This window comes from Alcanivorax sp. S6407, from assembly GCF_023016115.1.
Classification (GTDB): domain Bacteria; phylum Pseudomonadota; class Gammaproteobacteria; order Pseudomonadales; family Alcanivoracaceae; genus Alcanivorax.
Window position 1 is genome coordinate 13,292 of sequence record NZ_JALKBH010000002.1, and the last position, 25,686, is coordinate 38,977.

At 58.7% G+C, this 25,686-nt stretch carries 21 protein-coding genes; 5 read left to right on the forward strand and 16 right to left on the reverse strand.

Annotation, left to right across the window (positions count from 1 at the left end; genetic code table 11):
* Nucleotides 1–28: 28 nt before the first annotated feature.
* Complete coding sequence (locus tag MWU49_RS03355; RefSeq protein WP_246968126.1) at nt 29–1,036, forward strand: agmatine deiminase family protein; 1,008 nt, start codon at nt 29–31, stop codon at nt 1,034–1,036.
* A gap of 35 nt (nt 1,037–1,071) precedes the next feature.
* On the forward strand, nt 1,072–1,965 hold the full coding sequence (locus MWU49_RS03360) for a carbon-nitrogen hydrolase (RefSeq protein ID WP_246968128.1): 894 nt from the start codon (nt 1,072–1,074) through the stop codon (nt 1,963–1,965).
* Nucleotides 1,966–2,271: 306 nt separating this feature from the next.
* Here the strand turns inward: MWU49_RS03360 and MWU49_RS03365 are convergent, their stop codons facing one another.
* From MWU49_RS03365 to MWU49_RS03380, 4 genes are all read right to left on the reverse strand, one after another.
* Nucleotides 2,272–3,528, reverse strand: coding sequence for a hypothetical protein (locus MWU49_RS03365; RefSeq protein WP_246968130.1), 1,257 nt, complete (start codon nt 3,526–3,528; stop codon nt 2,272–2,274).
* 188 nt (nt 3,529–3,716) lie between these two features.
* Nucleotides 3,717–4,508 carry a polysaccharide deacetylase family protein gene (locus tag MWU49_RS03370; RefSeq protein ID WP_246968132.1) on the reverse strand — a complete coding sequence of 264 codons (792 nt, stop codon included), beginning with the start codon at nt 4,506–4,508 and terminating at the stop codon, nt 3,717–3,719.
* Nucleotides 4,501–5,664 carry a glycosyltransferase gene (locus MWU49_RS03375; protein ID WP_246968134.1) on the reverse strand — a complete coding sequence of 388 codons (1,164 nt, stop codon included), beginning with the start codon at nt 5,662–5,664 and terminating at the stop codon, nt 4,501–4,503. Before MWU49_RS03375 ends, MWU49_RS03370 begins: the two co-directional genes overlap by 8 nt.
* An 87-nt stretch (nt 5,665–5,751) precedes the next feature.
* Nucleotides 5,752–6,933, reverse strand: a complete 1,182-nt coding sequence (locus MWU49_RS03380; RefSeq protein ID WP_246968136.1) for a sulfotransferase — start codon at nt 6,931–6,933, stop codon at nt 5,752–5,754.
* Between the two features lie 148 nt (nt 6,934–7,081).
* Between MWU49_RS03380 and MWU49_RS03385 the strand changes: the two genes are divergently transcribed.
* Nucleotides 7,082–7,885: a glycerophosphodiester phosphodiesterase gene (locus MWU49_RS03385; RefSeq protein WP_246968138.1), complete on the forward strand. Its 804-nt coding sequence runs from the start codon at nt 7,082–7,084 to the stop codon at nt 7,883–7,885.
* Here the strand turns inward: MWU49_RS03385 and MWU49_RS03390 are convergent.
* Nucleotides 7,861–9,051 carry a patatin-like phospholipase family protein gene (locus MWU49_RS03390; RefSeq protein WP_246968140.1) on the reverse strand — a complete coding sequence of 397 codons (1,191 nt, stop codon included), beginning with the start codon at nt 9,049–9,051 and terminating at the stop codon, nt 7,861–7,863. The genes MWU49_RS03385 and MWU49_RS03390 overlap by 25 nt on opposite strands.
* A 281-nt stretch (nt 9,052–9,332) precedes the next feature.
* Here MWU49_RS03390 and MWU49_RS03395 point away from each other — a divergent pair, with 281 nt between their 5' ends.
* Nucleotides 9,333–10,430, forward strand: a complete 1,098-nt coding sequence (locus MWU49_RS03395; RefSeq protein ID WP_246968142.1) for a GNAT family N-acetyltransferase/peptidase C39 family protein — start codon at nt 9,333–9,335, stop codon at nt 10,428–10,430.
* Nucleotides 10,431–10,670: 240 nt separating this feature from the next.
* Here MWU49_RS03395 and nqrM read toward each other — a convergent pair whose 3' ends face one another.
* The 11 genes from nqrM to tesB form a co-directional block, all read right to left on the reverse strand.
* Nucleotides 10,671–10,907: a (Na+)-NQR maturation NqrM gene (gene nqrM / locus MWU49_RS03400; RefSeq protein ID WP_246968144.1), complete on the reverse strand. Its 237-nt coding sequence runs from the start codon at nt 10,905–10,907 to the stop codon at nt 10,671–10,673.
* Nucleotide 10,908: 1 nt separating this feature from the next.
* A complete protein-coding gene (locus tag MWU49_RS03405) occupies nt 10,909–11,919 on the reverse strand; it encodes an FAD:protein FMN transferase (protein WP_246968146.1) in 1,011 nt (336 codons plus the stop codon).
* 209 nt (nt 11,920–12,128) lie between these two features.
* The gene (nqrF, locus tag MWU49_RS03410) at nt 12,129–13,358 is read right to left on the reverse strand and encodes an NADH:ubiquinone reductase (Na(+)-transporting) subunit F (protein WP_246968148.1); all 1,230 of its coding nucleotides are present in this window, start codon (nt 13,356–13,358) and stop codon (nt 12,129–12,131) included.
* A 15-nt stretch (nt 13,359–13,373) separates the two neighbouring features.
* Nucleotides 13,374–13,994 carry an NADH:ubiquinone reductase (Na(+)-transporting) subunit E gene (gene nqrE, locus MWU49_RS03415; protein ID WP_153501577.1) on the reverse strand — a complete coding sequence of 207 codons (621 nt, stop codon included), beginning with the start codon at nt 13,992–13,994 and terminating at the stop codon, nt 13,374–13,376.
* Between the two features lie 12 nt (nt 13,995–14,006).
* Nucleotides 14,007–14,672, reverse strand: a complete 666-nt coding sequence (locus MWU49_RS03420; RefSeq protein ID WP_246968150.1) for an NADH:ubiquinone reductase (Na(+)-transporting) subunit D — start codon at nt 14,670–14,672, stop codon at nt 14,007–14,009.
* Nucleotides 14,672–15,520 carry a Na(+)-translocating NADH-quinone reductase subunit C gene (locus tag MWU49_RS03425; protein ID WP_246968153.1) on the reverse strand — a complete coding sequence of 283 codons (849 nt, stop codon included), beginning with the start codon at nt 15,518–15,520 and terminating at the stop codon, nt 14,672–14,674. The genes MWU49_RS03420 and MWU49_RS03425 overlap by 1 nt, the downstream gene beginning before the upstream one ends.
* A complete protein-coding gene (locus MWU49_RS03430) occupies nt 15,520–16,779 on the reverse strand; it encodes an NADH:ubiquinone reductase (Na(+)-transporting) subunit B (protein WP_246968156.1) in 1,260 nt (419 codons plus the stop codon). Before MWU49_RS03430 ends, MWU49_RS03425 begins: the two co-directional genes overlap by 1 nt.
* Before the next feature lie 2 nt (nt 16,780–16,781).
* Nucleotides 16,782–18,128, reverse strand: coding sequence for a Na(+)-translocating NADH-quinone reductase subunit A (locus tag MWU49_RS03435; protein ID WP_246968159.1), 1,347 nt, complete (start codon nt 18,126–18,128; stop codon nt 16,782–16,784).
* Nucleotides 18,129–18,415: 287 nt separating this feature from the next.
* Nucleotides 18,416–19,855: a glyceraldehyde-3-phosphate dehydrogenase gene (locus MWU49_RS03440; RefSeq protein ID WP_246968162.1), complete on the reverse strand. Its 1,440-nt coding sequence runs from the start codon at nt 19,853–19,855 to the stop codon at nt 18,416–18,418.
* 302 nt (nt 19,856–20,157) lie between these two features.
* A complete protein-coding gene (locus MWU49_RS03445) occupies nt 20,158–20,742 on the reverse strand; it encodes a uracil-DNA glycosylase family protein (protein WP_246968165.1) in 585 nt (194 codons plus the stop codon).
* The gene (gene tesB, locus MWU49_RS03450) at nt 20,742–21,617 is read right to left on the reverse strand and encodes an acyl-CoA thioesterase II (RefSeq protein WP_246968167.1); all 876 of its coding nucleotides are present in this window, start codon (nt 21,615–21,617) and stop codon (nt 20,742–20,744) included. The genes MWU49_RS03445 and tesB overlap by 1 nt, the downstream gene beginning before the upstream one ends.
* A 389-nt stretch (nt 21,618–22,006) precedes the next feature.
* Here tesB and mfd point away from each other — a divergent pair, with 389 nt between their 5' ends.
* A complete protein-coding gene (gene mfd, locus MWU49_RS03455; RefSeq protein WP_246968170.1) occupies nt 22,007–25,462 on the forward strand; it encodes a transcription-repair coupling factor in 3,456 nt (1,151 codons plus the stop codon).
* Nucleotides 25,463–25,686: the final 224 nt, after the last annotated feature.

A 25,686-nucleotide genomic window follows, 5' to 3' on the forward strand; every position in this document is an offset into this window, starting at 1 on the left:
TGTAGCCCCCTGACGGAACCTTTCTTGCATGCGCCGATTTCTTCCTGAATGGCACCCCCAGTGGGGGGTGCTGCTCGCCTGGCCAGACCCCGATACCGATTGGGCGGATCATCTCGCCGAAGCCGAAAAATGCTATCTGGATCTGCTTGCCGCCCTGCTCGATCATGAGCATGTGCTGCTGGTCTGCCGCAACGACACCCTGCACAACCGCATTCAGCGCCTGGTGGCGCAGCGTGGACTGTCCGCAGAGCGCCTTCGGCTCGTCATTGCCGATTACAACGATACCTGGGCTCGGGATTTTGGTCCGCTGGCCATCGAGCACGATGATGCCATCGAGCTGCTGGATTACACCTTCACCGGCTGGGGCGGCAAGTTCGACGCCGACAAGGACAATACCCTTAATCGGCGCCTTGAGTGGTTACCTGCTCTTCACCGCCAGGACCTGGTACTGGAGGGGGGGGCCGTGGATACCGATGGTCAGGGCAACCTGCTGACCACCCGTCACTGCTTGCGCAATCCCAATCGCAATCCCTCTCTGTCCGAGGAAGAACTCACCATCCTGCTCAAGGAACAGCTGGGGGTGAAGGACATCTGGTGGCTGGATCACGGCGAGCTGGAAGGGGATGACACCGACGCCCATGTGGATACCCTGGCCCGCTTTGTGGATGCCCGCACTATTGCCTACGTGCAATGCCAGGACAGCAATGACAGTCATTTCCCGTCACTGCAACGCATGGAACAGGAACTGCAGTCACTGGCGCACACGCACCATCTGACACTGGTGCCCCTGCCCCTGCCTGAGGCCCAGTACAGCCGCGAAGGCGAACGCCTGCCCGCCACCTATGCGAACTTTCTTATCACCAACGAGAAAATTCTGCTGCCGGTGTATGGCTGCGAAACGGATCAGGCCGCCATTGATGCCCTGCGTGCAGTGGCCGGCGGCCGGACAGTGACCCCGATCAATTGTCGGGTATTGATCGAACAACACGGCAGCCTGCATTGTGTCACCATGCAGTTGCCCCAGGGCGCCCTTTAAGCACCCTTTCTCCACCATCTTTCAGGAAGACAGCCATGCGAGTTGCGGTTATCCAGCAGAACAACAGTGCTGACCTTGACGCCAACCTGGATCACTCCCTGTCACTGGTTCGCCAGGCCGCCAGCCAGGGGGCGGAACTGGTGATGCTGCAGGAGCTGCATCGCAGTCTGTATTTCTGTCAGACCGAAGACACGCGCGTATTTGATCTGGCAGAAAGCATTCCTGGCCCCAGCACGGACAGACTCGGCGCCCTGGCGAAAGAGCTAGGTATCGTTATCGTTGGCAGCCTGTTTGAGAAACGGGCCACTGGCCTCTACCACAACACCGCCGTGGTGCTGGAAAAGGACGGCAGCCTGGCCGGCATTTACCGCAAGATGCATATTCCTGACGATCCGGGTTTTTATGAGAAATTTTATTTCACCCCGGGCGATGCCGACTTCAACGACGGCCGCAGCGGTTTCAGCCCTATCCACACCAGCGTGGGTAAACTTGGCCTGCTGGTATGCTGGGATCAGTGGTATCCAGAAGCCGCACGCCTGATGGCACTGGCCGGAGCCGACCTGCTGCTCTACCCCACCGCCATCGGCTGGGACCTCGAGGATGAGCAAGGCGAGCAGCAGCGCCAACTGGACGCCTGGATCACCATTCAGCGCGCCCACGGCGTGGCCAACGGCCTGCCGGTACTGGTGGCCAACCGCACCGGTTTTGAGCAGAGTCCCGTCGATGAAAGCGGTATCCAGTTCTGGGGGAACAGTTTTATCTGCGGCCCCCAGGGTGAATTCCTGGCCCGGGCGGACAGCGACAGTGAACAGGTATTGATGGCTGATGTGGACATGCAACGCAGTGAATCCGTGCGCCGCATCTGGCCTTATCTGCGTGACCGTCGGGTTGATGCGTATGGGGATCTGAACAAACGCTACCGGGATTGAGGGCGAGCTCTGAGCGTTGAGCTACGAGTTTCTGGAATCCTTTACCTCGCCAAGGCTCGGATCGCGGTCGAACGACCGCTCCTACGGCACCATGGACGTTTCTGGGATCCTTACCTCGCTTAGGCTCGGATCGCGAGCAGGCTCGCTCCTACAGCTGCTTCGTAGAAAGGCCGAAAACCCGGGTGCTTTTCCGGGGTTTTCGATCGCATAGAGCTTGTCGCTCACAGCACAAAAAAGCCCACCCGGTTACCCAGGTGGGCTTTTTAACGCGTGTTGCATGGTGCGTGTTGCGTGAAGCGTCTCTATTCAATCCACCATGCTGAACTCGTAGCCCTCTTCCTTGCGCTTCACATACTCGCTGACCAGGAAGGCAGGCTTGAGCACGTTATAGAGATTTTCATCAGTGGTTACCATGTACTCGCGGCGCTCACGCTCAAAAGAACGGAAGCTCTGCTTGTAGTTAAGATAGTAATCCTGAATTTCCTTGAAACGCTTGGCCGCATACATGGAATCCAGTGCTTCCATAGCTGACTTGGGATGGATACCAATAGCGGTGTTGAACTGGTCGAACGCGCGATAGATATCCCGGTTACGGTTCACATAAATCAGGGAATTGGCGTACTCATAGTGAACGATAGCCAGATCATCCACCTGGGCGAATGACGCTTCGAAGCCGTCTTCTACCCGGCTCAGTCGTGCACCAAAGGTAAGACGCCCCAGCAGCTTGCCCACCACCCGGATGATGTTGGCATCCTTTGCCGCCTGCATAGCCAGTGCGACGGGGTGACCCGGATCGATTTCCACTGCATCATCCAGGGCCCGGCTGACCTTGAACAGGTAGTTATTCATCAAGGCTTCCATGGGCGTGGCTTCTTCCGCCAGGCGGCCAATGGCAAAGGCATAACCGATTCGCAGCACCATGTAGTCGTCCCGGAATTCCGGCTCGTCTTTCATGTCCTGGATTTCTTCTACATAGTCAGCGATCTGGTTTGCCACGTCGTTCAGCATCTCCAGTTTGGTATCCCGACTCTCGGTAAGATAAAGCGCCTGAATTGCCTGAGCCAAATAAGCCGGCAGCTTGCCGTAGGCGCCCAGCTGCACCCCGTAGTCCTTGGCGGCACGGAAATCGCCACGGAAGAACAGACGCCAGGTGTGCAGAATCTGCTGAGACAAGACTTCATAATTGCCATCAAAGTCCGGCCCCAGTTCTTCCTTGAAGATCGGGAACCGTTCAAATCGTTTCTGCAGGTATTCCGCGGAAGGATAAGGCACGCTGATCGCACGGGTCAGCACATCCCACTTTTCCTTCAGCTGTTCCGGAGTGTAGTCAAAATAACGGGTCTGGAAAGGCACTCGCTGCCACTCCCCCGCCACCAGATTCTGGTCAACCGCGACTTTTTCGGTCTGCCAGCCGTCTGTCTCCTCTACTGACTTGCGGCTTTCTTCCGCCATGGCACGAAGCTCACTGCGGCTGTAGTCTTCATAATCCTTTTCTGCCAATACCTGGCCAGACACAACAAACCCGGCGATGGTCAGCAGGGTAATCCCGACGTGACGTTTCATATTCCCTTGTTCCGTATTGTTGTTTTGACTCTTGATGACTGATTAGTCAAAAGTAGCGCGTCCTGCGCCGGGATTGAATGCTCTCATGTATCGCAAAATGACATCATCGACCACTTGTTCCGGCAAACCGCCCGCTTATCTGCGGCAGTAAACATCTTTATGCATTCCGTCACGAGCCTGAACCTGACTCAGTCCAGCGAGCCCGCATTGCCTGCCTGCGAAGGTGTCGATATGGCAGCACCGTCATCGGATAAGGAGACCGGCGTATAGGTCTCGAATCGGTCAACCTGTCTAATCAGGTTGAGGATCTGTGCAGATAGCCGCAAGGAAAAATCAAACGGGTGCAGACCAATACGGACGGGTCGGCTCTGACGTCGTGCACGGGCCAGATTCCACTGGTTGAACCAGCCAAGAAATATCGCCCGGAATCGGCTATCGGCTTCAAAACCCACCAGCGGCATGCGCGTCCATTTCCCAGTCTGCGTATCCAGCACCCCGGACAGGGTTTCCACATAACGGAACGGCAAACGCGCATAACAGGAGGCATCAAGGCTGCCCAACGCCCAGGCCGGCGGCACATACAGTGACGATACCTGCAGCCCATGTTGCGCAAACCAGTGGTGGCAATCCTGCACCAGCTGGACAATGCCTTCGCCTCCGAAGGAGAGATGTTCCGCCACCTGCCGGGAAAGCAGCGCGCTATGAAGCTTGTGGTAGAGCGTAACCGGCGGCTGACAGCAATGTGACCAGCCATGCCCCGCCAGGGGGTGCCCCTGTGTCTGCAAGTCACGCAGCCAGGCCAGATCTGCATTTGACCACTGCCTGCCCGGCACCACTAAAAGCGTGACCCGATCCGCTGGCAACGCCAGCCGCGCCAGCATGTCCGAGACCTGCGTGCGAGTTTCCGGCATTACGTCATGAATGCTGACCAACGCCCTCAACCTGACGACACTATTTTTGTCATCATGACAATCAGACATGGTGACTGCTCAACCGTCGCAACAGTGCCAATGTGGGCGATGGCAAGCTGGAAGGTTTGGTCTTCATGGCCGCGCAGTGAGCCAGCACTCCGCCCCAGTGAGCAATGGCATCATGATTCATGGCTCGGGCCGCTTCGCGGGCATCGCTGGCCTTATTGCGGCGCTCCAGCACTGTCAAGGCGCTGAGTCGCTGCAGCGTTGAGGTCAGCTCCTCGCCTTCCTCCATGATCCACAAACCGCGGGCCAACGCCGGCCATTCGTTAATCCCGCAGGCAGGGGTAGTAATCACCAGACGCTGGCGTGCCATCGCTTCCAGCGCCACCGTACCGAATGCCTCCACCGACGAGGGCAACACCAGCACCTGACTACGGTCGATAAGTTCCACCACCTGTTCGCGGCTGCACCAGCCCAGCAAAGTCAGGTTGTCACAACGCTGACAGGCCTCTTCCACCTTGCCCCGCAAGGGGCCATCACCGGCCACCTCAAACTGCAGGTCTGGGCGACTTGCGGCCAGGACCAGAAACGACTCGATATTCTTTTCTGCCGCCAGGCGCCCCACGTAACACACTCGTGATACCTGTTCGGCCAACGGCTGGATCGGGGTCTGCACGAATTCACGGGCTAGGGGCGTACCCACCAGCTGCGGGTTGCGTGCGCCGGCTGCACGCGCCTGGGCGATCATGGATTCGCAGATGGTGGCCGCGGTTTCGCTCCCCTGGAACAGGGTACGGTTGACCCAGTTGAGAAAGCCACCGGCGAGCCGCGCCAGTCGCTTGCCCCAGTAGAGTTCGACCAGACGGTTATAGTCCGTCTGGAAAGTGACACACACCGGGATGCCCCACTTTTTCGCGATCCAGTATCCGATCATGGAAAAGATCCCCGGCCCGGGAATCACGATGACGTGGGGCTTCATCTCCCACACCAGGGCGCTGAGTTCCCTTACCCTGGGAAAAAAAAGTCGCTGGGTCGGGTCACCAGGGATCGGCATGGACGCCCCCTGACAGGGATGCGGTTCCTGCAGGCAAGGCTGCACCAGTTCGACCCGTTCTACCTGACCTTCCAGATGCGACACCAGATCCTGGAAATAGGCGCCAACGCCATTCCGGCCCTTGATCGCATCCACCACAAACAGTACACGAAGCGTTTTGGTATCCATGGGCGCGAGTATTACCGCGGCCCATTTCGAAAATGTGACACTGGTAAAGCAGCCCTGACGGAATTTGCGACAAGATGTAACGGTAAGTCAGGCGCGCGCCCGACGAGAGGAGTCCGGCGGTCTTTGGGGACGGGGAAACGGGTAGCGGTCGTACACCCAGCCGAAGACCGCATTCAGGGTATCGGCGTCCACACCCAGATTTTCCAGAGAATAAGTGTGACCACTCTGATAGGAACGAGCCCTGCGGTCCTGCTCGGCAAGGCGCTCCTGAAATGCCTGTCCCGCTTGCCAGCCAAACGCCTGATAAAACCCCAACACCGTCCTGGCAGGCTCACAGGCCAGGGTTTCCATCACAGAGATAGCCTGCTGGTGCGAATCCATGGCCGCCAGGGCATCCAACAGGTGCCGGTAGTAATAATCGAGCATCTCGAGAAACCCCTGACGCCAGTAGGCGGTGGTGTCCCGGCCATCAAACAACTTTGCGCCAATCAGAATGGAATTGATCTGGGAAGGCACCGACTGACTGGGGTTACGCAGGCAACCGATAAAACGCGCATCGGGAAAGGCGTCGGAGAGCGTCTCGATCCATGGAGTGAAAGAAGGATTCTTGGACAGCAGCTGTTTGTGCTGGCCATGGAAATACAGGTGCCGCTGCACAAAGCGCCGATAGGCCCTCATCAGACGCGTCTTTTCTGCGGCGCTACCATCACGATCCAGAAAGGTCAGGCGCCACAGGGCCGGCACCGGCACCACCAGCACCATGAGGAAACAGCCCCACACCGGAATCAGCCCCAGATAGTCTTCTTCCGGATCCAGCAGGCCGGTCTTGTGGACACCATCCAGACCACCCAACAACCGCCGTTCCGCCCAATGCAACAACCGTCCCAGCGGCCTCCCCAGCGCCCGGTCCAGCCCGGCAATGGCAGTCCAGAAATAACGCTGGCTGATGGAGGGAGCAAATAACAGCTCCCATAGCGCCGTGGTGGTAAAGCGGTCATCCAGCGCCAGCAGGCGATGGAGAAAGGTCGTGCCACTACGCGGTACGCCCACCACAAACAGCGGTTCACGGATGCTTACCCGGCGAAAATCCGGGAACAGAACATAATCAAGCAGCAGGCCAGCGCCATTAATGAGCTGCACCACAAGGAACAGGGGCCAGAACAACAGCATGATAACCAGACGCTGCCAGGACAGGCCGGACACCCTGCCCTGATATCCGGGTCGCCAGCTCAGCAAAAAAAACTGCAGATAACGCGTGAGGACAGACAATGCTATCTCCTGTTCCTGAATGCCGGCATAGGGGTAGCCTCCCCATGGATGACAGGCAGGTTACGATGGCAACAAGTCATAAAAATGACACCAGACCTCTTGCCTGCGGGTCACAGCACTGTCATCTTTCTCGCCAAGAATAACCAGTATGAATATCGCCATGACCCAGCCAATGTCAGCAGCTTCATCCACCGCCCTTGCGCCGGCCCTGGTGGGCCACCGTGGCGCTCGCGGGGAGGCCCCGGAGAACACCCTCGCCAGCTTTCAGGTGGCTGTGGAAGCAGGCGTGACAGAGATGGAACTGGATGTGCGGCTGTCGTCCGACGGGCAGCTAATCGTGCTTCACGACAGCGATATTACCCGCACCACCGGCATGAAAGGCAGTGCCCGCCAGTACACCCGCGCCCAGCTCGGGGTCATGGATGCCCGACGCAATACCCCGGGTTGGCACAGCCCTACCGGCATTCCTTCCCTGCAGGAAGTGGTAGATCTGTGCGGCCCGAACATGCGATTCCAGTTTGAAGTGAAAGGCGCTGATCGCATCGTTCTGCATCAGCTGGCCCATCATCTGACCCACATGATTCACGACCAGCGGTTGCAATCACGGGTGGTGGTCACGTCCAGCCATACCGGCTTCCTGCGCATGATGGGCACCATGGCACCGGACATTGAACGGGGATTTGTCTGCCAGTATCGATATCTTCAGCCCACCCGGCGCGCCCAGGGGCTGGGGTGCAGCTGGCTGATCGCCCACTATTCACTGGTCACGCCAGCAATGATGCGACGTGCCAGCAAGCGCGGCCTGAAAGTATCGGTATGGACGGTGAATGATCTCACCGAAGCGGATCGTCTGACGCGACTGAAGGTGGACAGCATCATTACCGATTATCCCACCAGCTTTGTCAGTCACTTTCAGCGCAAGCATCGCTATGGGGCAGCAGCTTCCGCCTGATCTTCCAGCGCGGTTTTCTCCAGCAGTGGCTCGTTGCTGAAGAAGGCTTCAATCTCCTCCTTACGGGCCATGGCATCCTTGTAACCCATCTCGATCAGGGCACGGGTGAAGCCCGGTTCAAACAGCAGATAACTCATGGCACTGGCCCCCGGCGAACGGGTGGCTCCGGAACCGCGCAGGAAAAAGCGCAATGTTCCTGGCAACTCCTTGAGATGTTCAGCGGCAATTTCATCGATGGGCCGTGACGGATAAATCTTCAGCACATCCACTTCCCTGAGGGTCACGCCATGTTTGCGTCGCTGACGCTCTCCCAGCGCAGACAGGGTGTGATTGATACGCTCCAGTCGCTCCACATCCCCTTCCAGGGTATCCACGAACACACTGTTGAGAACGTGGCCCAGCACCTGCGCCATGGACGGGTAACCGCTTAACACCCGCTTGCGCCCTGCTGACGCATTGCCGGACACCCCGATCACCAGCAGCCGGGATGCCCCCAGGTGAACGGCGGGGCTCAATGGCGCCAGCTGGCGCAAGGCGCCGTCACCGTAATAGCCCCCATCCACCTTGCCGGCAGGAAAAAGGATCGGAATGGCTGCTGAGGCCAACAGATGCTCGACACCAATGCGGGAGCGTTTGCCCTTGCGGCGGGCCCGCACCCAGTCAGCCAGATCCGGCGCCCCCTGAAAGAAACTCTCGGATTCACCTGTGGCATAGTTGGAAGCGGTGATGGAAATTGCCCGTAGATGGCCCTGATCCAGATTCTGCTGAATGCGCTGAAAATTGATCACCAGTGTCAGCAAGCGTTGCAAAGGAAGGTTATCCAGCAGGGCACTTCGATCCGGGGTGCGGCCAGTGGTAAAACCGGAGAACAGCCAGCGCACAATTCCCTTCAGGCAGGCATAGAGATCGGTACGGTAGACCTGCTCAGCGGTCAGGTTGGACCAGACCCGTTCCAGGCCTCGCACCGCACCACGATAGTTGCCCGCATTGGCCGCCAGTGCAGCCGCATTGATGGCACCGGCGGAGGTGCCACAGATAATCGGGAAGGGATTCGGCGTACCACGGTCCAGCAGCTCGGCAATGGCCGACAGCACACCTACCTGATAGGCCCCGCGGGCCCCACCCCCAGAGAGCACCAGCCCCCTAACCGGATCCTGTTGCGGCATTGCGTCCCTCCTTGTTGATGGCTTCAGTATGCCGCGGGGATGACTTCCCTGCCACACCGTAACGCTCTTTGCCTGGAAGCGAACGCGGATGCCATCCCGTGCACCAGTGTACGAGTTGCGAGAAGCGAGTTTCGAAAGGCAAAAAAACGGTGGGGCCATCGAGGTATTGGTTTTGCTCTTCGATACTCGCTTCTCGTTACTCGCTACTTCACGACGCAAAATCTTCTGGCTCCCCGTGCTGCAGCTGCCTTATGCTGAGCTACCTATCAGGAACAAGGACCATGTGCTCCGTCTCCCTCCGCCCTGCTCTGCCCGCCGATCTGGATGCGCTTAGCGCGCTGGAACAACGTTGCTTCGATTCCGACCGGCTGTCCCGTCGCAGTTTCAAGAAATGGATCAAGCGCCAGCATGAAGGCCTCATCGTGGCCGTCAGCCCGAAACAGGAAGTCGCCGGTTATGCACTGGTGCTACTGCAACCCGGCACACGCCTGGCACGACTGTATTCCATTGCCGTGGATCCCGCACAGCGGGGTCTGAAGCTGGGCGAAAGGCTGATGGAAGCAGCAGAAGCCTATGCCCATGAGGAACGACGGCTGTATTTACGACTGGAAGTCCGCAAGGACAATCCCGGCGCAATCGCCCTGTATGAAAAACGCGGCTACAAGCTGTTCGGTCTGGCCCCGGATTATTACGAGGATCACCAGGACGCCCTGCGCTACCAGAAACGCCTGCACTATCGACCCGCCAACGATGCTCGCCTGCACCTGCCCTGGGTACAACAAAGCACCCCCTTCACCTGCGGTCCAGCCTGCCTGCTCATGGCTCTCGCCGCCCTGAAGGGACAGACTCCTGACACCACCGAAGAGCTGTTGCTGTGGCGCGAAGCCACCACCATCTTCATGACTGCGGGTCATGGTGGCTGCCATCCCATGGGACTGGCTATCGCCGCGCACCGACGAGGGCTTGATGCCTCGGTCTGGTGTAACCAGACAGGTCCGCTGTTCGTGGATTCCGTGCGGGACCCGGACAAGAAATCGGTGATCACCACCCTGCACCAGTATTTCGTTGAAACCTGCCGCGAGGACGGCATTGCGGTGAATTATGAGGATTTCACCGCCGTCGATCTGGATCAGGCTGTTAGCGACGGAAAGATTGTGCTGGTGCTGATTAGCACCTGGCGACTGGATGGCCGCAAGGCGCCCCACTGGGTGGCCATCAGCGGCAGCGATGAGGAATGTTTCTACATCCACGACCCGGACCCCGGCGAAGACCAGGCCCCCCTGGACTGTCAGCATGTCCCCATTTCCCGGGAGAAATTCGAACAGATGCGCAAATACGGCCAGGCCAAACTGCGTACGGCGGTGGTATTGGGGACGTAACACCATTCAGAGACGCCAGGAGCTCCACCAACCCTGTAGTCCTGTCCAGCGAGTTTCGAGTTTCGAGTTTCGAGTTTCGAGTTTCGAGTTTCGAAGAGCAAAACCGACATCCTGAGAGCCTTCGAGGGTTTTGCCTTTCGTAACTCGCTCCTCGAAACTCGTCACTCCTGTGTCAGTCAAATGCGCACAAAAAAGCCCGCGCGAGGCGGGCTTTTATCTGTAATACCGGAAGGCCTCGGCTTACATTTTCATCACATCCTTACCGAGAGCCGCGGCTTTTTCGCTGTCGACTTTCTTGCTGTTCTCTTCGCATTTGCCGCGATCGCCGCCACAGATCTCACAGCCCTCTTTCAGACCCAGGTTGGCCAGACCGCCGCAGGAACCCTGCAGCGGTTTGTTGGACATGATCACACCGATAGCCATGCCGGCGAACAGCAGGCCCATAAACACCACAGCAATGATAATGGTCATCAACATGTCACTTGTCCTCTACGATTGCGTCGAAGGCGGGGGTCGACAGTTCTTTCACGCCGTTATCAGTTCTGACAATGAAGAACACTGCCAGTTCATGGGATTTGGCAAACGCCATGCCCTCTTTCGGGCCCAGCACCGTCATGGCCGTGGCAAGCCCGTCTGCCATCATGGCACTCTCATGGAGTACCGATACCGACGCCAGCTTGTGCTGCACCGGGTAGCCAGTACGGGGATCGATGGTGTGTGAGTACAGTTTACCATCAGATTCGAAGAAATTCCGGTAATCCCCACTGGTGGCCACGGCCATGTCCTTGAGGGCGACTACCTGCTCAACCTCCCGTACACCGGGGATCGGGCGCTCCACAGCGATACGCCAGGGCTTGCCGTAGGGCTTGGTGCCACGGGCCCGCAATTCGCCTCCCACTTCCACCAGCCAGCTGCTCAAACCCTGCTGGTCAAGCAGTTCCGCCACCTTGTCCACGGCAAAGCCCTTGGCGATGGATGACAGATCAACATAACGGTCGCCAGGCTGCAGCAGATCCCGGCCATTGAGCAGCAGGGACTGCCAGCCTACCCGGCTTCTGGCCACTTCAATCGCTTCGCTTTGCGGCGGCTCAAAGCGATCAGGATCCGGACCAAATCCCCACAGGTTGACCAACGGCCCCACCGTCACGTCATAGGCTCCGCCTGTCATCTCGGATAGGGAAAAGGCGGCTTTCATCACCCGGGTCATGTCTTCCGGCAGAGTGACCACGGTACCGGCCTCAGCCTGATTAAACCCGCTCAGCACCGAATCCTGACGATAGGTGCTCATCTCCGCATTCACCTGTTCCAGCGCCGCCTCGATATCTACCTTGAGCGCTTCCACGCCCTCCTCAGGCTCGCCGGTGTACTTGACGCTCCAGGTTGTTCCCATGGTCGGACCGCTGAGAACAGACAAGCGATTCTTGCTGTCATCACAGGCGCACAACATCAGGGTCAGGGAAAGCACCAGCAGGGATAGGATGCGGGTCATGGTTTGGTACCGGTATGTGGGAGAATCAAGCTACAAGCTTCAAGCTGCAACACGGGATGAGATATCCGGTTTTGCGAGTCAGTGCCCGCGCTTCCTGGTGGACGTGAGATCAAACCTTGCGGAACACCAGGCCCTGGCACACGTTGTAGCTTGAAGCTTGCAGCTTGTAGCTCATACAAAAACGCCGGCCCGAGGGCCGGCGTTCGGGATCAGCCGCCGAAATCATCCAGCAGGATGTTTTCCGGCTCGACACCCAGGTCTTCAAGCATCTTGATGACCGAGGCGTTCATCATCGGCGGTCCACACATGTAGAACTCACAGTCTTCAGGGGCCGGGTGGTCCTTGAGGTACTGCTCGAACAGCACGTTGTGGATGAAGCCGGTGAGGCCAGTCCAGTTATCTTCCGGCTGTGGATCGGACAAGGCCAGATGCCACTGGAAGTTATCGTTTTCTTCTGCCAGCTGATCGTATTCTTCGGTGTAGAAACACTCACGAACACTACGGGCACCGTACCAGAAGCTCATCTTGCGATCAGAGTTGAGGCGCTTGAGCTGATCGAAGATGTGGCTGCGCATGGGCGCCATGCCGGCACCACCACCGATGAACACCATCTCGGCATCAGTGTCCTTGGCGAAGAACTCACCGAAGGGCCCGAACACAGTGATCTTGTCACCCGGCTTCAGGTTGAACACGAAGGAGCTCATGATGCCCGGCGGGATATCCTTGGAACCCGGAGGCGGAGTGGCGATCCGGATGTTGAACTTGAGGATACCCTTCTCTTCCGGGTAGTTGGCCATGGAGTAGGCGCGGATCACGGTCTCGGTATTCTTCGTTTTCAGATCGAAGAAGTTGAAACGCTCCCAATCACCACGGTACTCCTCGCCGATTTCAAAGTCAGAGAAGTTGATATCAAACGGCGGCGCTTCCAGCTGCACATAACCACCAGCACGGAAGTCCACATTCTCGCCTTCCGGCAATTTCAGGGTCAGTTCCTTGATGAAGGTGGCCACGTTGTCATTGGAAACAACCTCGCACTCCCACTTCTTCACGCCAAAGAACTCTTCCGGCACCTTGACCTTCATGTCCTGCTTCACGTTGACCTGGCAGCTCAGGCGCCAGCCATCACGGATTTCACCCTTGGTGAAGTGGCCTTCTTCGGTGGGCAGGATGTCACCGCCACCGTCCAGCACCTGACAGCGACACTGCGCACAGGTACCACCACCACCACAGGCAGAAGACAGGAAGATACCCTGGTCAGCCAGGGTGCCCAGCAGCTTGCCCCCGGCAGGGGCATCAATGCCTTTATCGGCATCGCCGTTGATATCGATGTGTACATCGCCGGTGCTAACCAGGCGGGAACGTGCAGTCAGAATCACACCAACCAGCGCAAGCACGATGGCGGTGAACATGACCACACTGAGAATAATCTCGATACTCATGATTCCACTCTCCCCTTACAGCTGCACGCCGGAAAATGACATAAAGCCCAGAGACATCAGACCTACCGTAATGAAGGTGATGCCCAGCCCTTTCAGACCGTCCGGTACATCGCTGTACTTGAGCTTTTCACGGATACCCGCCAGCAGCGTGATCGCCAGCGCCCAGCCAGTACCAGCACCCAGGCCATACACAACCGATTCACCGAAGTTGTAGTCACGCTCCACCATGAACAGGGACGCACCCATGATGGCGCAGTTCACGGTGATCAGCGGCAGGAAGATACCCAGCGCGTTGTAGAGGCTCGGCACATACTTGTCCAGGGCCATTTCCAGGATCTGTACCAGCGCGGCGATAACACCGATATAGCTCAGCAGGCCCAGGAAACGCAGGTCCAGCTTGGCCAGCTCGGGAATACCGGTCCAGGACAGCGCACCTTCATTCAGAAGGTAAGTAAGCAGCAGGTTGTTGACCGGCACGGTAATGGTCAACACCACGACTACCGCCACACCGAGGCCGATTGCAGTGGAGATCTTCTTGGATACCGCGATGAAGGTACACATACCCAGGAAGAAGGCCAACGCCATGTTTTCAACAAAGACGGCGCGGACGAACAGGCTTAGATAATGTTCAAACATTCCTCGTCTCCGTTAAAACGCGTCGCTGACACGGGTGTTGGGCTTCATCTTGAAATCATCTGCTTCTACCTGAGCCGGCTTCCACGCACGGATAGCCCAGATGAACAGACCGATCAGGAAGAAGGCGCTCGGCGGCAGCAGCATCATGCCGTTGGTGAGGTACCAGCCGCCATCAGACACCTTGGGCAGGATCTGGTGACCAAACAGGCTGCCAGCACCCAGCAGTTCACGGGTGAAGCCCAGACCCAGCAGGATCACGGAGTAACCCAGACCGTTACCAATACCATCCAGGAAAGACGGGATCGGCGGGTTCTTCATGGCGAAGGCTTCCGCACGACCCATCACGATACAGTTGGTGATAATCAGCCCTACGAATACCGACAGCTGCTTGGAAATGCTGTAGGCATAGGCTTTCAGGAACTGGTCCACCACGATTACCAGCGAGGCAATGATGGTCATCTGCACGATGATGCGGATGCTGGACGGAATGCTGTTGCGGATGGCACTCACGAACAGGTTCGAGAACGCTGTTACCGCGGTCAGCGCGATACACATGGTAACCGTAGTACTCAGGTTACTGGTCACCGCCAGCGCGGAACAGATACCCAGGATCTGCAGCGCGATGGGGTTATTGTCGAAAATCGGACCTAACAGGATGTCCTTGGTTTTCTCCGCCATTACGCGTCTCCTTCCGGCTGCTCGCTGGATTCCACAGTCTCACTGACTGAAGCCGCTTCACTGCTTTCTTCAGTGACATTGCTCGCTTGCTGCATGCGCTCGAGGTAAGGACCAAACCCGTTTTCGCCCACCCAGAAGCGCAGCAGGTTATTCACCCCGTTGCTGGTCAGGGTCGCGCCGGCCAGGCCATCGACCTTGTGCTCTGCATTCGGGGTGCTGGAATCCACGGTGCCTTTGACGACCTGGATTTCCACCTCACCCTGCTCGCCGAACAGTTTCTTGCCGTGCCACAGGGCCTTCCACTTGGGGTTGTCCACTTCACCGCCCAGACCAGGAGTCTCAGCGTGCTCGTAGAAGCCCAGACCCGCGACGGTATTGGCATCCGGCTCCAGCGCCAGGAAACCGTACAGGGTAGACCACAGACCATAGCCGTGAACCGGCAGGATGATACGGCTCAGTTCGCCGTTTTCATCCTGGGCCAGGTACACTTCTGCCACTTTGGCCTGGCTCTTGATGGAGGCTTTATCCTCGTCACCACTGAGGCGCTCGGACTGCTTGGGATCCTTGGCCGCTTTACGCTGGTCATAGGATTCCGGCATCTCGACGTATTCGCCGCTATCGATATCAACAAACTTGCGCTCGATGGTCGCAAACTGTTCGTTCACATCCACACCGGCCTGATACATGCCTGCGGCCTGCAGGATATTCATGCGCTTGTCGATCAGCTTGTTCTCGTTCTGTACCGGGCGCAGGCTGACTGCAGCGGTGGCAACCACCACACCACAGACCACACACACCAGGAAGGCAACCAGCAGAGTCTTGCTGACGCTTTCGTTCTTTCCAGCCATTACGCTACTCCCCCGGTACGACGCAGACGACGACGAATGTTTGCCTGAGTGACAAAGTAGTCAATCAGCGGCGCACACAGGTTACCGAACAGGATTGCCAGCATGATGCCTTCCGGGAAGGCCGGGTTGATCACCCGGATCAGGACCGTCATCACACCAATCAAGGCACCAAAAATATATTTGCCGGTGTTGGTCATGGAAGCCGACACCGGGTCGGTGGCCATGAAGATCATACCGAAGGCAAAACCACCCACGCTCAGGTGCCAGTACCACGGCATGGCGAACATGGCGTTGCTGTCGGAACCGGTAGCATTGAAGATGGCAGACATGCCGACCATGCCCAGGAACACGCCCAGCACGATGCGCCATGAAGCGATCTTGGTCATCAGCAGTGCGGCACCACCAATCAGGATGGCCAGGGTGGAGGTTTCACCGATGCTGCCCTGAATGTTGCCCAGGAAGGTGTTCATCCAGGTCAGGCTGGCAGTAGCCGCAGCCGCACCTTCATTGAGGGCATTGGCTGTCAGGTCAGCGGCATAGTTCAGGCTGCCGGACGCAGCCAGGGACAGGGAAGTTGCACCGGAGAAGTTGTCCACCGCAGTCCAGACCGCATCACCGGACATCTGTGCCGGGTAGGCGAAGTACAGGAACGCGCGACCCACCAGAGCCGGGTTGAGGAAGTTCTTGCCGGTACCACCGAACACTTCCTTGCCGATCACCACACCAAAGGAAATACCCAGGAATACCTGCCACAGCGGGATCGCCGGGGGCAGAATCAGGGTGAACAGGATGCCGGTGACGAAGAAACCTTCGTTCACTTCATGGCCACGCTTCCAGGCGAACAGCCCTTCCCAGATGAAACCGCCCAGGTAGACAGTGATCAGAATGGGAATGTAGTAAACCGCGCCGTGCAGCATGTTGGCCAGCAGGCTGTTGGGATCAAAGCCAGTCAAGGCCATGACCAGATCGCTGCGCCAGCCGGCAATCGGGCTCGCGCCCAGCTCGGCAATCTGCATGTTGGCCTGGTAACCGGTGTTCCACAGACCGAACAGGATGGCCGGGAAGGTACAGAACCAAACCGTCATCATGATGCGCTTCAGGTCGAGACCATCACGCACGTGGGCACCGGTTCGGGTTACCGAATCCGGGCTGTACAGCATAGTGTCGAACATTTCGTAGAAGGTGTAGTACTTCTCGAACTTGCCACCCTCGTGGAAATGGGGAGCGATGTTCTTGTCCAGATAGTTTCTCAAGCCCATGCTCAGCCCTCCGCTTCAATGGTAGTGAGGTTGTCGCGCAGGATCGGACCGTATTCATACTTGCCCGGGCACACGAAGGTGCACAGGGCCAGGTCTTCTTCCAGCAGCTCAAGAGCGCCCAGCGCGGTAGCGCTGTCAGTATCCCCGACAATCAGGGCACGCAGCAGCTGGGTAGGCAGAATATCCAGCGGCATCACTTCTTCGTAGGCGCCCACCGGCACCATGGCACGCTCGGAACCATTGGTGGTGGTGGTGAAGTTGAAACGCTTGCCGGGCATCAACTTGGAAAGGTAGATATTCATCAGCGAGAAGCGGTTGATACCCGGGGAGATGTAACCCAGCAGGTCGCGCTCATGACCTTCACGCAGTGCGGTCAGCTGATTGGCGGTACGATTCAACCACGCCAGCGGGCCGCGAGCGTTGTGGCCGTTCAGTGCAGAACCGGACACCAGACGGTTGTCACCGCTCTTCAGCTCACCCAGGGTAAAATCTTCCACACTGGCACCCACTCGGGTACGCAGGAGACGCGGGGTCTTGGCCTGGGGACCACACAGGGCCACCACTCGCTCGCTGGAAATCTTGCCGTTGGTGAACAGGTTGCCGATGGCGATCACGTCCTGATAACCGACGCTCCATACGGTCTTGTTCATGCTGACCGGGTCCAGGAAATGGATCTGGGTGCCCACGTTGCCAGCCGGGTGCTTACCGGCGAAGGTTTCTTCGCGCACCTGACCGCCAGCGAAACTGGGCAGATCTGTCTGGGGACCGCGGCACACCCATACCGGCCCGTCGGTGAGACGACTCAGTACGGTGAGGCCGGCACGAAATGCCTGCTCGTTTTCCTTGATGACCACAGCTGGCTCCATGGCCAGCGGGTTGGTATCGAGAATGGAAACGAAAATGGAGTTCGGCGCAGATTCAGGAGCCGGCACCTTGCCGAAGGGACGAGTCCGCAGCAGCGTCCACTCACCGGAATCCACCAGCTGCTGCTGAACGGCAGCACGGTCAAGGCCGGACAGTTGATCGGCGCTGTAAGAGGTAAAGGTGACTTCATCTTCCTGGTCGGCCACTTCAATCACCACGGATTGGAGTACGCGCTTGTGGCCGCGATTCACTGCCAGCACCTTGCCAGCCGCAGGAGCGGTGTATTTCACACCCTCGGTTTTCTTGTCAGTGAAGATGACCTGGCCCTTTTTGACCACATCGCCTTCGCGGACTTCCATGGTGGGCTTCATACCCACATAGTCACCGCCGAGCACGGCAACAGAACGAACCTGATGACCTTCCTCAATTTCCTGGCGCGGTGCACCAGTGATGGGCAGATCCAGGCCCTTCCTGACTTTAATCATAGTTACTCGCCCACGTTGCGTGTTGCTGAAGTCGAGGCAAATCTCCGAAAATCACCCCGAAAACGGGTAATTGCCGGGGATTCACGCAAAATCCGGAATTTGCACTTGGGAGCCAGCCATAGCTGGCGGCGCACATTATAAAGACGCGACCGCCTGTCCGCCAGAGGCTTGGCGACCGACTTTTGTCGTACCGCCCCACCATGGCGCACCCATAGCGCACTTTTTTGGCGCCTTGCGGCAGCCGAAAAAAAGCCCGCATAACGCGGGCCTTTTCTCATTGATCAGGATCAATCCTTCGGATACTGCGGGAATTCCACCCCGGAGATCTGCTGAAGGATACGCAGCACCTGACAGCTGTAACCGAACTCGTTGTCGTACCAGACGTACAGTACACAATGGCGCCCGTTGACAATGGTAGCCTCGGCATCAATCACGGAAGCGTGACGAGATCCGACAAAGTCAGTGGAAACCGCATCCGGGCTGCTGACGAAATCCACCTGGCGCTGCAGCGGAGAGTGCAGACTTACCCAGCGCAGGTATTCATTCAGCTCTTCCAGGGTGGTTTCCTTCTCCAGCGTCAGGTTCAGGATCGCCATGGACACGTTCGGGGTGGGAACGCGAATGGAGTTACCGGTCAGCTTGCCAGCCAGAGACGGCAGCGCCTTGGCGGCAGCGGTGGCAGCACCGGTCTCGGTGAGCACCATGTTCAGGGGGGCAGCACGACCACGACGGGGACCCTTGTGGAAGTTATCCAGCAGGTTCTGGTCATTGGTGTAGGAGTGCACGGTCTCTACATGACCGAACTCGATACCGAACTTGTCTTCCAGCGCCTTCAGCGGGGGCACGATGGCGTTGGTGGTACAGCTGGCAGCGGAGATGATCTTGTCGCTGTCCTCGATGATGTTGTTGTTCACACCGTGAACAATGTTTTTCATATCACCTTTGCCCGGCGCAGTCAGCATCACACGGGACACACCAGGACGGTTCAGGTGCTGGGACAGACCTTCCACATCACGCCACTTGCCGGTGTTATCGATCACCACGGCATTGTTGATACCGTACTGGGTGTAATCGATGGTGTTCGGGTCGTTGGCGTAGATCACCTTGATGAAGTTGCCGTTGGCGATGATGGCATTTTCTTCTTCATCAACGGCGATGGTACCGGCGAACGGACCGTGCACAGAATCACGACGCAGCAGGCTGGCGCGTTTCTGCAGGTCACCCTTGCCGGACTCACGTACCACGATAGCCTTCAGGCGCAGACCATTGCCGGAACCGACTTTCTCGATCAGCAGGCGAGCCAGGATACGACCGATACGGCCGAAACCGTACAGCACCACATCGGTGGGCTCAGGCATGGAGGCCTTGTTGCTGGTGGCTTCTGCCAGCTCGGCACGCACGTAATCTTCGACAGAAAGACCGCGGGTGTCTTTCTTGTACTCCACCGCCAGCTTACCCACATCAATGCGGCAAGGGCCCAGGTCCAGCTTGGCCACTTCCTGCATGATCGGGAAAGTGTCCACCACGGACAGCTCGGTATCTTCAACCTGCTTGACGAAACGGTGTGCTTTCAGGATCTGGATAACAGACTTGTTGACCAGAGCGCGGCTGTAAACGGTAGTGGTCACGTTCTTTTCGCGCTGCAGGCGACCGATGACCGGAATCATGCTCTCTGCAATTTCTTCGCGGTTTTTCCAGCGGCCGAAATGGTCTTCCAGTTTGCTCACGGAGATGCCCCTCTCAGTTTGGGTTCAGGTGACGGAAACCGTTGAGTGGCTCTGCAGGGCCCGGTCTCGCTGGTCACCAGCGGTGGAGTTTGGGGCGCGGATGATACCGCCAAACGGCGTGTTTATCCACCCGCAAAGGTAGCAAGCCCTCCAGATTCAAGCACTCTTGCTGCCTGGCACTGCTCTGCGGGTTGAAATTCCGAGTTACGAGTTAAGAGAAGCGAGTTTCGAAAGGCAAAAACCTGCTGACCCGCGATGCCTGGTTTTCGCAACTCGTGACTCGTGACTCGCTTCTACCCCATTTACACAGACAGCACCTTCGCCACCTGCTCCCGCAACGCCGGCACCACTTCTTCCTCGAACCAGGGAAGTAGGCGCAACCACAGACGATTGCGGGGACTGGGGTGCGGCAAGGGGAAGAAGCCGTGATTCAGAGCCTTGTGGTATTCCCGCACGTTATCGGTGAGAGTCTTTCCAGGCTCTGGAAGGTAATAGCGCTGGGCATACTGGCCAACCAGTAACGTCAACTGGAGATTCGGCAGCTCCGCCAGCAACGGGGCGTGCCACTGGGGGGCACATTCCGGCCGCGGAGGCAGGTCACCCCCCTTGCCCCTGCCCGGATAGCAGAATCCCATGGGGATGATGGCAATGCGGTTTTCATCGTAAAACGCACCGCGGTCCAGCTGCAGCCAGTCGCGCAACCGGTCGCCGGAGGGGTCATTCCAGGGGATGCCGGTCTCATGGACACGGGTGCCGGGAGCCTGACCTACAATCAATAGTCGGGCCCCCTCTCCCGCCCGCACCACCGGCCGGGGTCCCTGCGGAAGATGCGCTTCGCACAACCGGCAGGCACTGACCTCCTCCAGCAGAGCAGGCAGCCGCTTCATCAGGCCGGGCTGTCAGAGCGGTGCTGACGAATCAGCCCTTCCTGGGCAACAGAGGCAACAAGAGTGCCATCCTGACGGTAGATGGAACCGAAATTCATTCCCCTGGAGCCCCCGGCAAACGGACTGTCACTGCGATACAGCAGCCACTCATCAATACGGAAGTCGTTATGGAACCACATGGCATGGTCGATGCTGGCGCACTGGGTGTTGGCCTGCCAGAAGTTCATGCCGTGGGGCAGCATGGCCGTGCCCATCAAGCCAAAATCCGAGCAATAGGCCAGCAAGGCCCGATGCAGTACCGGGCTGGCATCTACCCTATCAATGACCTTGAACCACACTTCCCGAACTGGCGCCTTGGGCTCCGGGGAAATCGGATCCAGTGGCGTCACCGGACGAAACTCCACCGGCCGCTCGGTCAGGAAGTCCTTGCGATACTGCTCAGGCAAACGTTCCACCAGCTTCATGCGAATGGCACGGTCGGTATCCAGGGTTTCCGGATCCGGCACCTCCGGCATGGTGGCCTGGTGAGAAGCGCCCTCTTCTACCACCTGATAGGAGGCGGCGAGAGAAAAGATCGGGCGTCCATGCTGGATCGCCTTGACCCGGCGAGTGGTAAAGCTCTTGCCGTCACGGATGCGCTCCACGTCATAGACGATGGGAACATTGAAATCACCGGGACGCAGGAAATAGGCATGCAGTGAGTGCACCGGGCGCTCCTCCGACACCGTCTTCGACGCCGCCAGCAACGCCTGACCGGCCACCAGGCCACCAAAAACACTTCGTTGGCCGTTGGCCTGGGTCTGCCCCCGGAACAGGTTGTCTTCCAGTTGCTCCAGGTCAAACAAATCCAGAAGCTCCCGAACTGGTGCCTTCATAATTCACCCTCAGCGCAAAGCAAAGGGACATGGTAACGCCAAAGCCAAGTCTTTGTTCAGTCATGCCGGGACGAATGTCAGAACAGGCCTTCAATGAGTCGTTTGTGACCCGGGGAGCGGCAAGCCACAAGCTACAAGCTGCAACACGACCACTGACCCGATGCCACACCTCAAAGGCCTGAGCCGCGCCGCAACGATGGCCGCGACGTCTACACCCCGTTCCAGCGCGGAGCACCACCTTTTGATCCAATCCCCGGCACATCCCCGTGTTGTAGCTTGCAGCTTGCAGCTTGTCGCTCCCCGTCTCCATGGCCCCTTGACGCCCACACCGCTACAATACGCCGCCTCAAGCACACGCTAATGACCGTAGACGGCAGGAACCGGGCTGAATGAAGTTACTCCCCGACAGCAATCTCTTCCCCAGTGGACGTGAACACTTCAAGGACTGGTCCGGCCTCGACGCCGGCAGCATGGCCGCAGTACTGGCCGAACTGGCCCGCAGTGAAGACCACCTCTTTGTGGTGCTGGCCCCCAATACCGGCCGCGCCCAGCAGATCGCCGACTCGCTGAGCTTCTACCTCACCGGCAGTGGCACCTCCGTCATGCTGTTCCCGGACTGGGAAACCCTGCCCTACGATCATTTCAGCCCCCATCAGGACATCGTCAGCGACCGAATCCGGGTACTGCACCAGCTACCCACCACTCACAAGGGCATTCTGGTGGTGCCGGTCAACACCCTGATGCAGCGTCTGGCACCGCCACTGCACATCACCGGCAACAGCTTCCTGCTCAAGGTAGGTGATGTCTTCGACATGGAGGCCACCCGGGAACGGCTGGTGGCCTGCGGCTATCGTCAGCGTGACAATGTTTATGAACACGGCGAATTTGCCGTGCGTGGCGCCATCATGGATATCTATCCCATGGGCGCACCGCAGCCATTCCGCATTGAGCTGTTCGATGACGAGATCGAGTCCCTGCGTCTGTTCGAGGCAGAAAGTCAGCGCTCCACCGGCAAGGTAGAAGACATCACCCTGCTTCCCGCCGCCGAATTCCCGCTCAGCGCCGAAGGGATTGCCCGCTTCCGCAGCAACTTCCGCGACACCTTTGACGTCGACACCCGCCACGTGCCGCTCTATCAGGATGTTACCGACGGCCTCGCGGCCCCCGGTCTCGAGTACTACCTGCCGCTGTTCTTTGAGCACATGGCCACCCTGTTCGATTACCTGCCAGAGGATGTGCGCCTGATCGAGCTGGCCGATTGTCAGCCCGCCATCGAGCATTTCTGGGATGACGTGGAACAGCGCTACGAATCCCGCCGCCACGATATCCATCGTCCCATTCTGGCGCCCTGGCAGCTGTACCTGCGCCCGGAAGAGCTGGGCGCAGCCCTCAAGCAGCACCCTCGCGCGCGCCAGAATGACAGCGACACAGCCCTACAGTTTGATGTGGCGTCGATGCCGCCACTCACCGCGGACGTACGCGCCAGCAATCCCCTGGCCCTGCTGCATACCTTCTCCGATGCCCACCCGGATACCCGCATCCTGATCTGTGCGGAAACCGCCGGGCGCAGAGAAGCACTGCTTGAACTGATGCAGAAGATTCATATCCAGCCGGTGATGAAGGAAAACTGGCCGGATTTCATCGCTGATCCAGCGCGCTGGAGCCTGACCCGCGGGGAACTGGATGCCGGCTTTTATGCGCCGGACCACCAGCTGCTGGTAGTCACTGAAAACGACCTTTACGGCGAGCGGGTGCTGCAACGGCGACGCCGCAAATCCAGCAGTGATGACGGCGCCGCCGAGCAGGCCTTCCGCTCTCTTGGCGAACTGACCGTGGGATCCCCGGTTGTCCATCTTGAGCACGGGGTGGGCCGCTATCTGGGCCTGACCCATATGGAAGTAGACCGCCAGCAACATGAGTTCCTGTTGCTGGAGTACGCCGGCGGCGACAAGCTTTACGTGCCGGTGTCCTCCCTGCATCTGATCAGCCGTTATGGCGGTGGTGATACCGCCCCGCTCAACAAGCTGGGCACTGAACAGTGGAGCAAGGCGCGCCAGAAAGCCGCAGAAAAAATTCACGACGTGGCCGCCGAACTGCTCAACACCTATGCCCGCCGGGAAGCCCGCGAAGGTCGCCAGTTCGATGTGGACATGAGCGACTACGAGCGCTTCAGCGCCGGGTTCCCGTTCGAGGAAACCCCGGACCAGCAGGCCGCCATTGCCTCGGTGGTCGCCGACATGCAGTCCAGTCGCCCCATGGACCGGCTGGTGTGTGGCGACGTGGGCTTCGGCAAGACCGAAGTGGCCATGCGCGCCGCCTTCGTGGCGGTGGAAAACCAGACCCAGGTAGCAGTGCTGGTGCCCACCACCCTGCTCGCCCAACAGCACTATGAATCCTTCACCGACCGCTTCGCCGACTGGCCGGTGAATATCGAAGTACTGTCCCGTTTCCGCAGCGCCAAGGAAAAGACCCAGGTGCTCAAGCGTCTGCAGGAAGGCAAGGTGGACATTCTCGTCGGCACCCACCAGCTGCTGCAGGAAACCGTGGCCTTCGACAATCTGGGTCTGATCATCGTGGACGAGGAACACCGCTTCGGGGTGCGCCACAAGGAGCGCCTCAAGCAGATGCGTGCCGAGTGCGACATCCTCACCCTCACTGCCACCCCGATCCCGCGAACCCTGAACATGGCCATGAGCGGCATGCGCGACATTTCCATCATCGCCACCCCGCCACAGAAACGCCTGTCGGTGAAGACCTTTGTGCAGCAGCACAATGACACTGCCATCAAGGAAGCCCTGCTCCGGGAGCTGCTGCGTGGTGGCCAGGTGTACTACCTGCACAACGACATCGACACCATGGAGAAGACCGCGGAAGACATCCGCAAGCTGGTGCCCGATGCCCGCGTCGGTATCGCCCATGGCCAGATGCGCGAGCGGGAACTGGAAGCGGTGATGAGCGACTTCTACCACCGCCGCTTCAACGTACTGGTGTGTACCACCATCGTGGAAACCGGTATCGACGTGCCCAGCGCCAACACCATCATCATCGACCGCGCCGACAAGCTCGGCCTGGCCCAGCTGCATCAGCTGCGTGGCCGTGTCGGCCGCAGCCATCACCAGGCCTATGCCTACCTGATCACCCCCAGCCCCAAGGTGATGACCAAGGATGCCCTCAAGCGCCTGGAAGCCATCGAGCAGGCCACCGATCTGGGTGCCGGTTTCATGCTCGCCAGCCAGGATCTGGAGATCCGTGGCGCCGGCGAACTGCTGGGCGAAGAGCAGCACGGCAACATCGAAACCATCGGCTTCAGCCTGTACATGGAAATGCTGGAGCAGGCCGTGGAAGCGCTCAAGCGCGGCGAACAGCCCGATGTGGAAAAACCCCTCAGCGGCGGCCCGGAACTGAACCTGCGTATCCCGGCCCTGATCCCCGAAGACTACCTGCCGGATGTGTTCGGCCGCCTGACCCTTTACAAGCGCATCGCCGGCTGCAAGACCCGCGATGGACTCAAGGAACTGCAGGTGGAAATGATCGACCGCTTCGGGCTGCTGCCGGAACCGGTGAAAAACCTGTTCGCGGTCACCGAACTGCGCCAGCAAGCGGACCGACTCGGCATCATCCGCCTGGACGCCCACGCCACCGGCGGCAAGGTGGAATTCGGCGAACGCACGCCGGTGGACCCGCTCACCATCGTCAAACTGGTCCAGTCCGGCCCCAACCGCTTCAAGCTGGAAGGCGCCAATATGCTGAGATTTGTAGAGGGCAGCGAAACGGCGGAAGAGCGTATCGCAGCGGTAGATTCGCTGCTGAAACGGCTGTCGGCGCAGAGTATCAAGAAGGACTGAGGGACGAGATGCGAGATGCAAGCTACAAGCTACAAGCTGCAACACGAATAAGGTTTCTCAGTTAGAATTAGAAGGCCTTCCCCGCGCACCCTTGCCTGGTCGCGGGCATAGTCCGTCAAAACCCGGCAACCCCAAACCGCGCCTTGTAGCTTGCAGCTTGAAGCTTGTAGCTCAACCCCGTCACAAATTTCCCCACCCCGGCAGCTTTCCCCGTGAATTGGCCG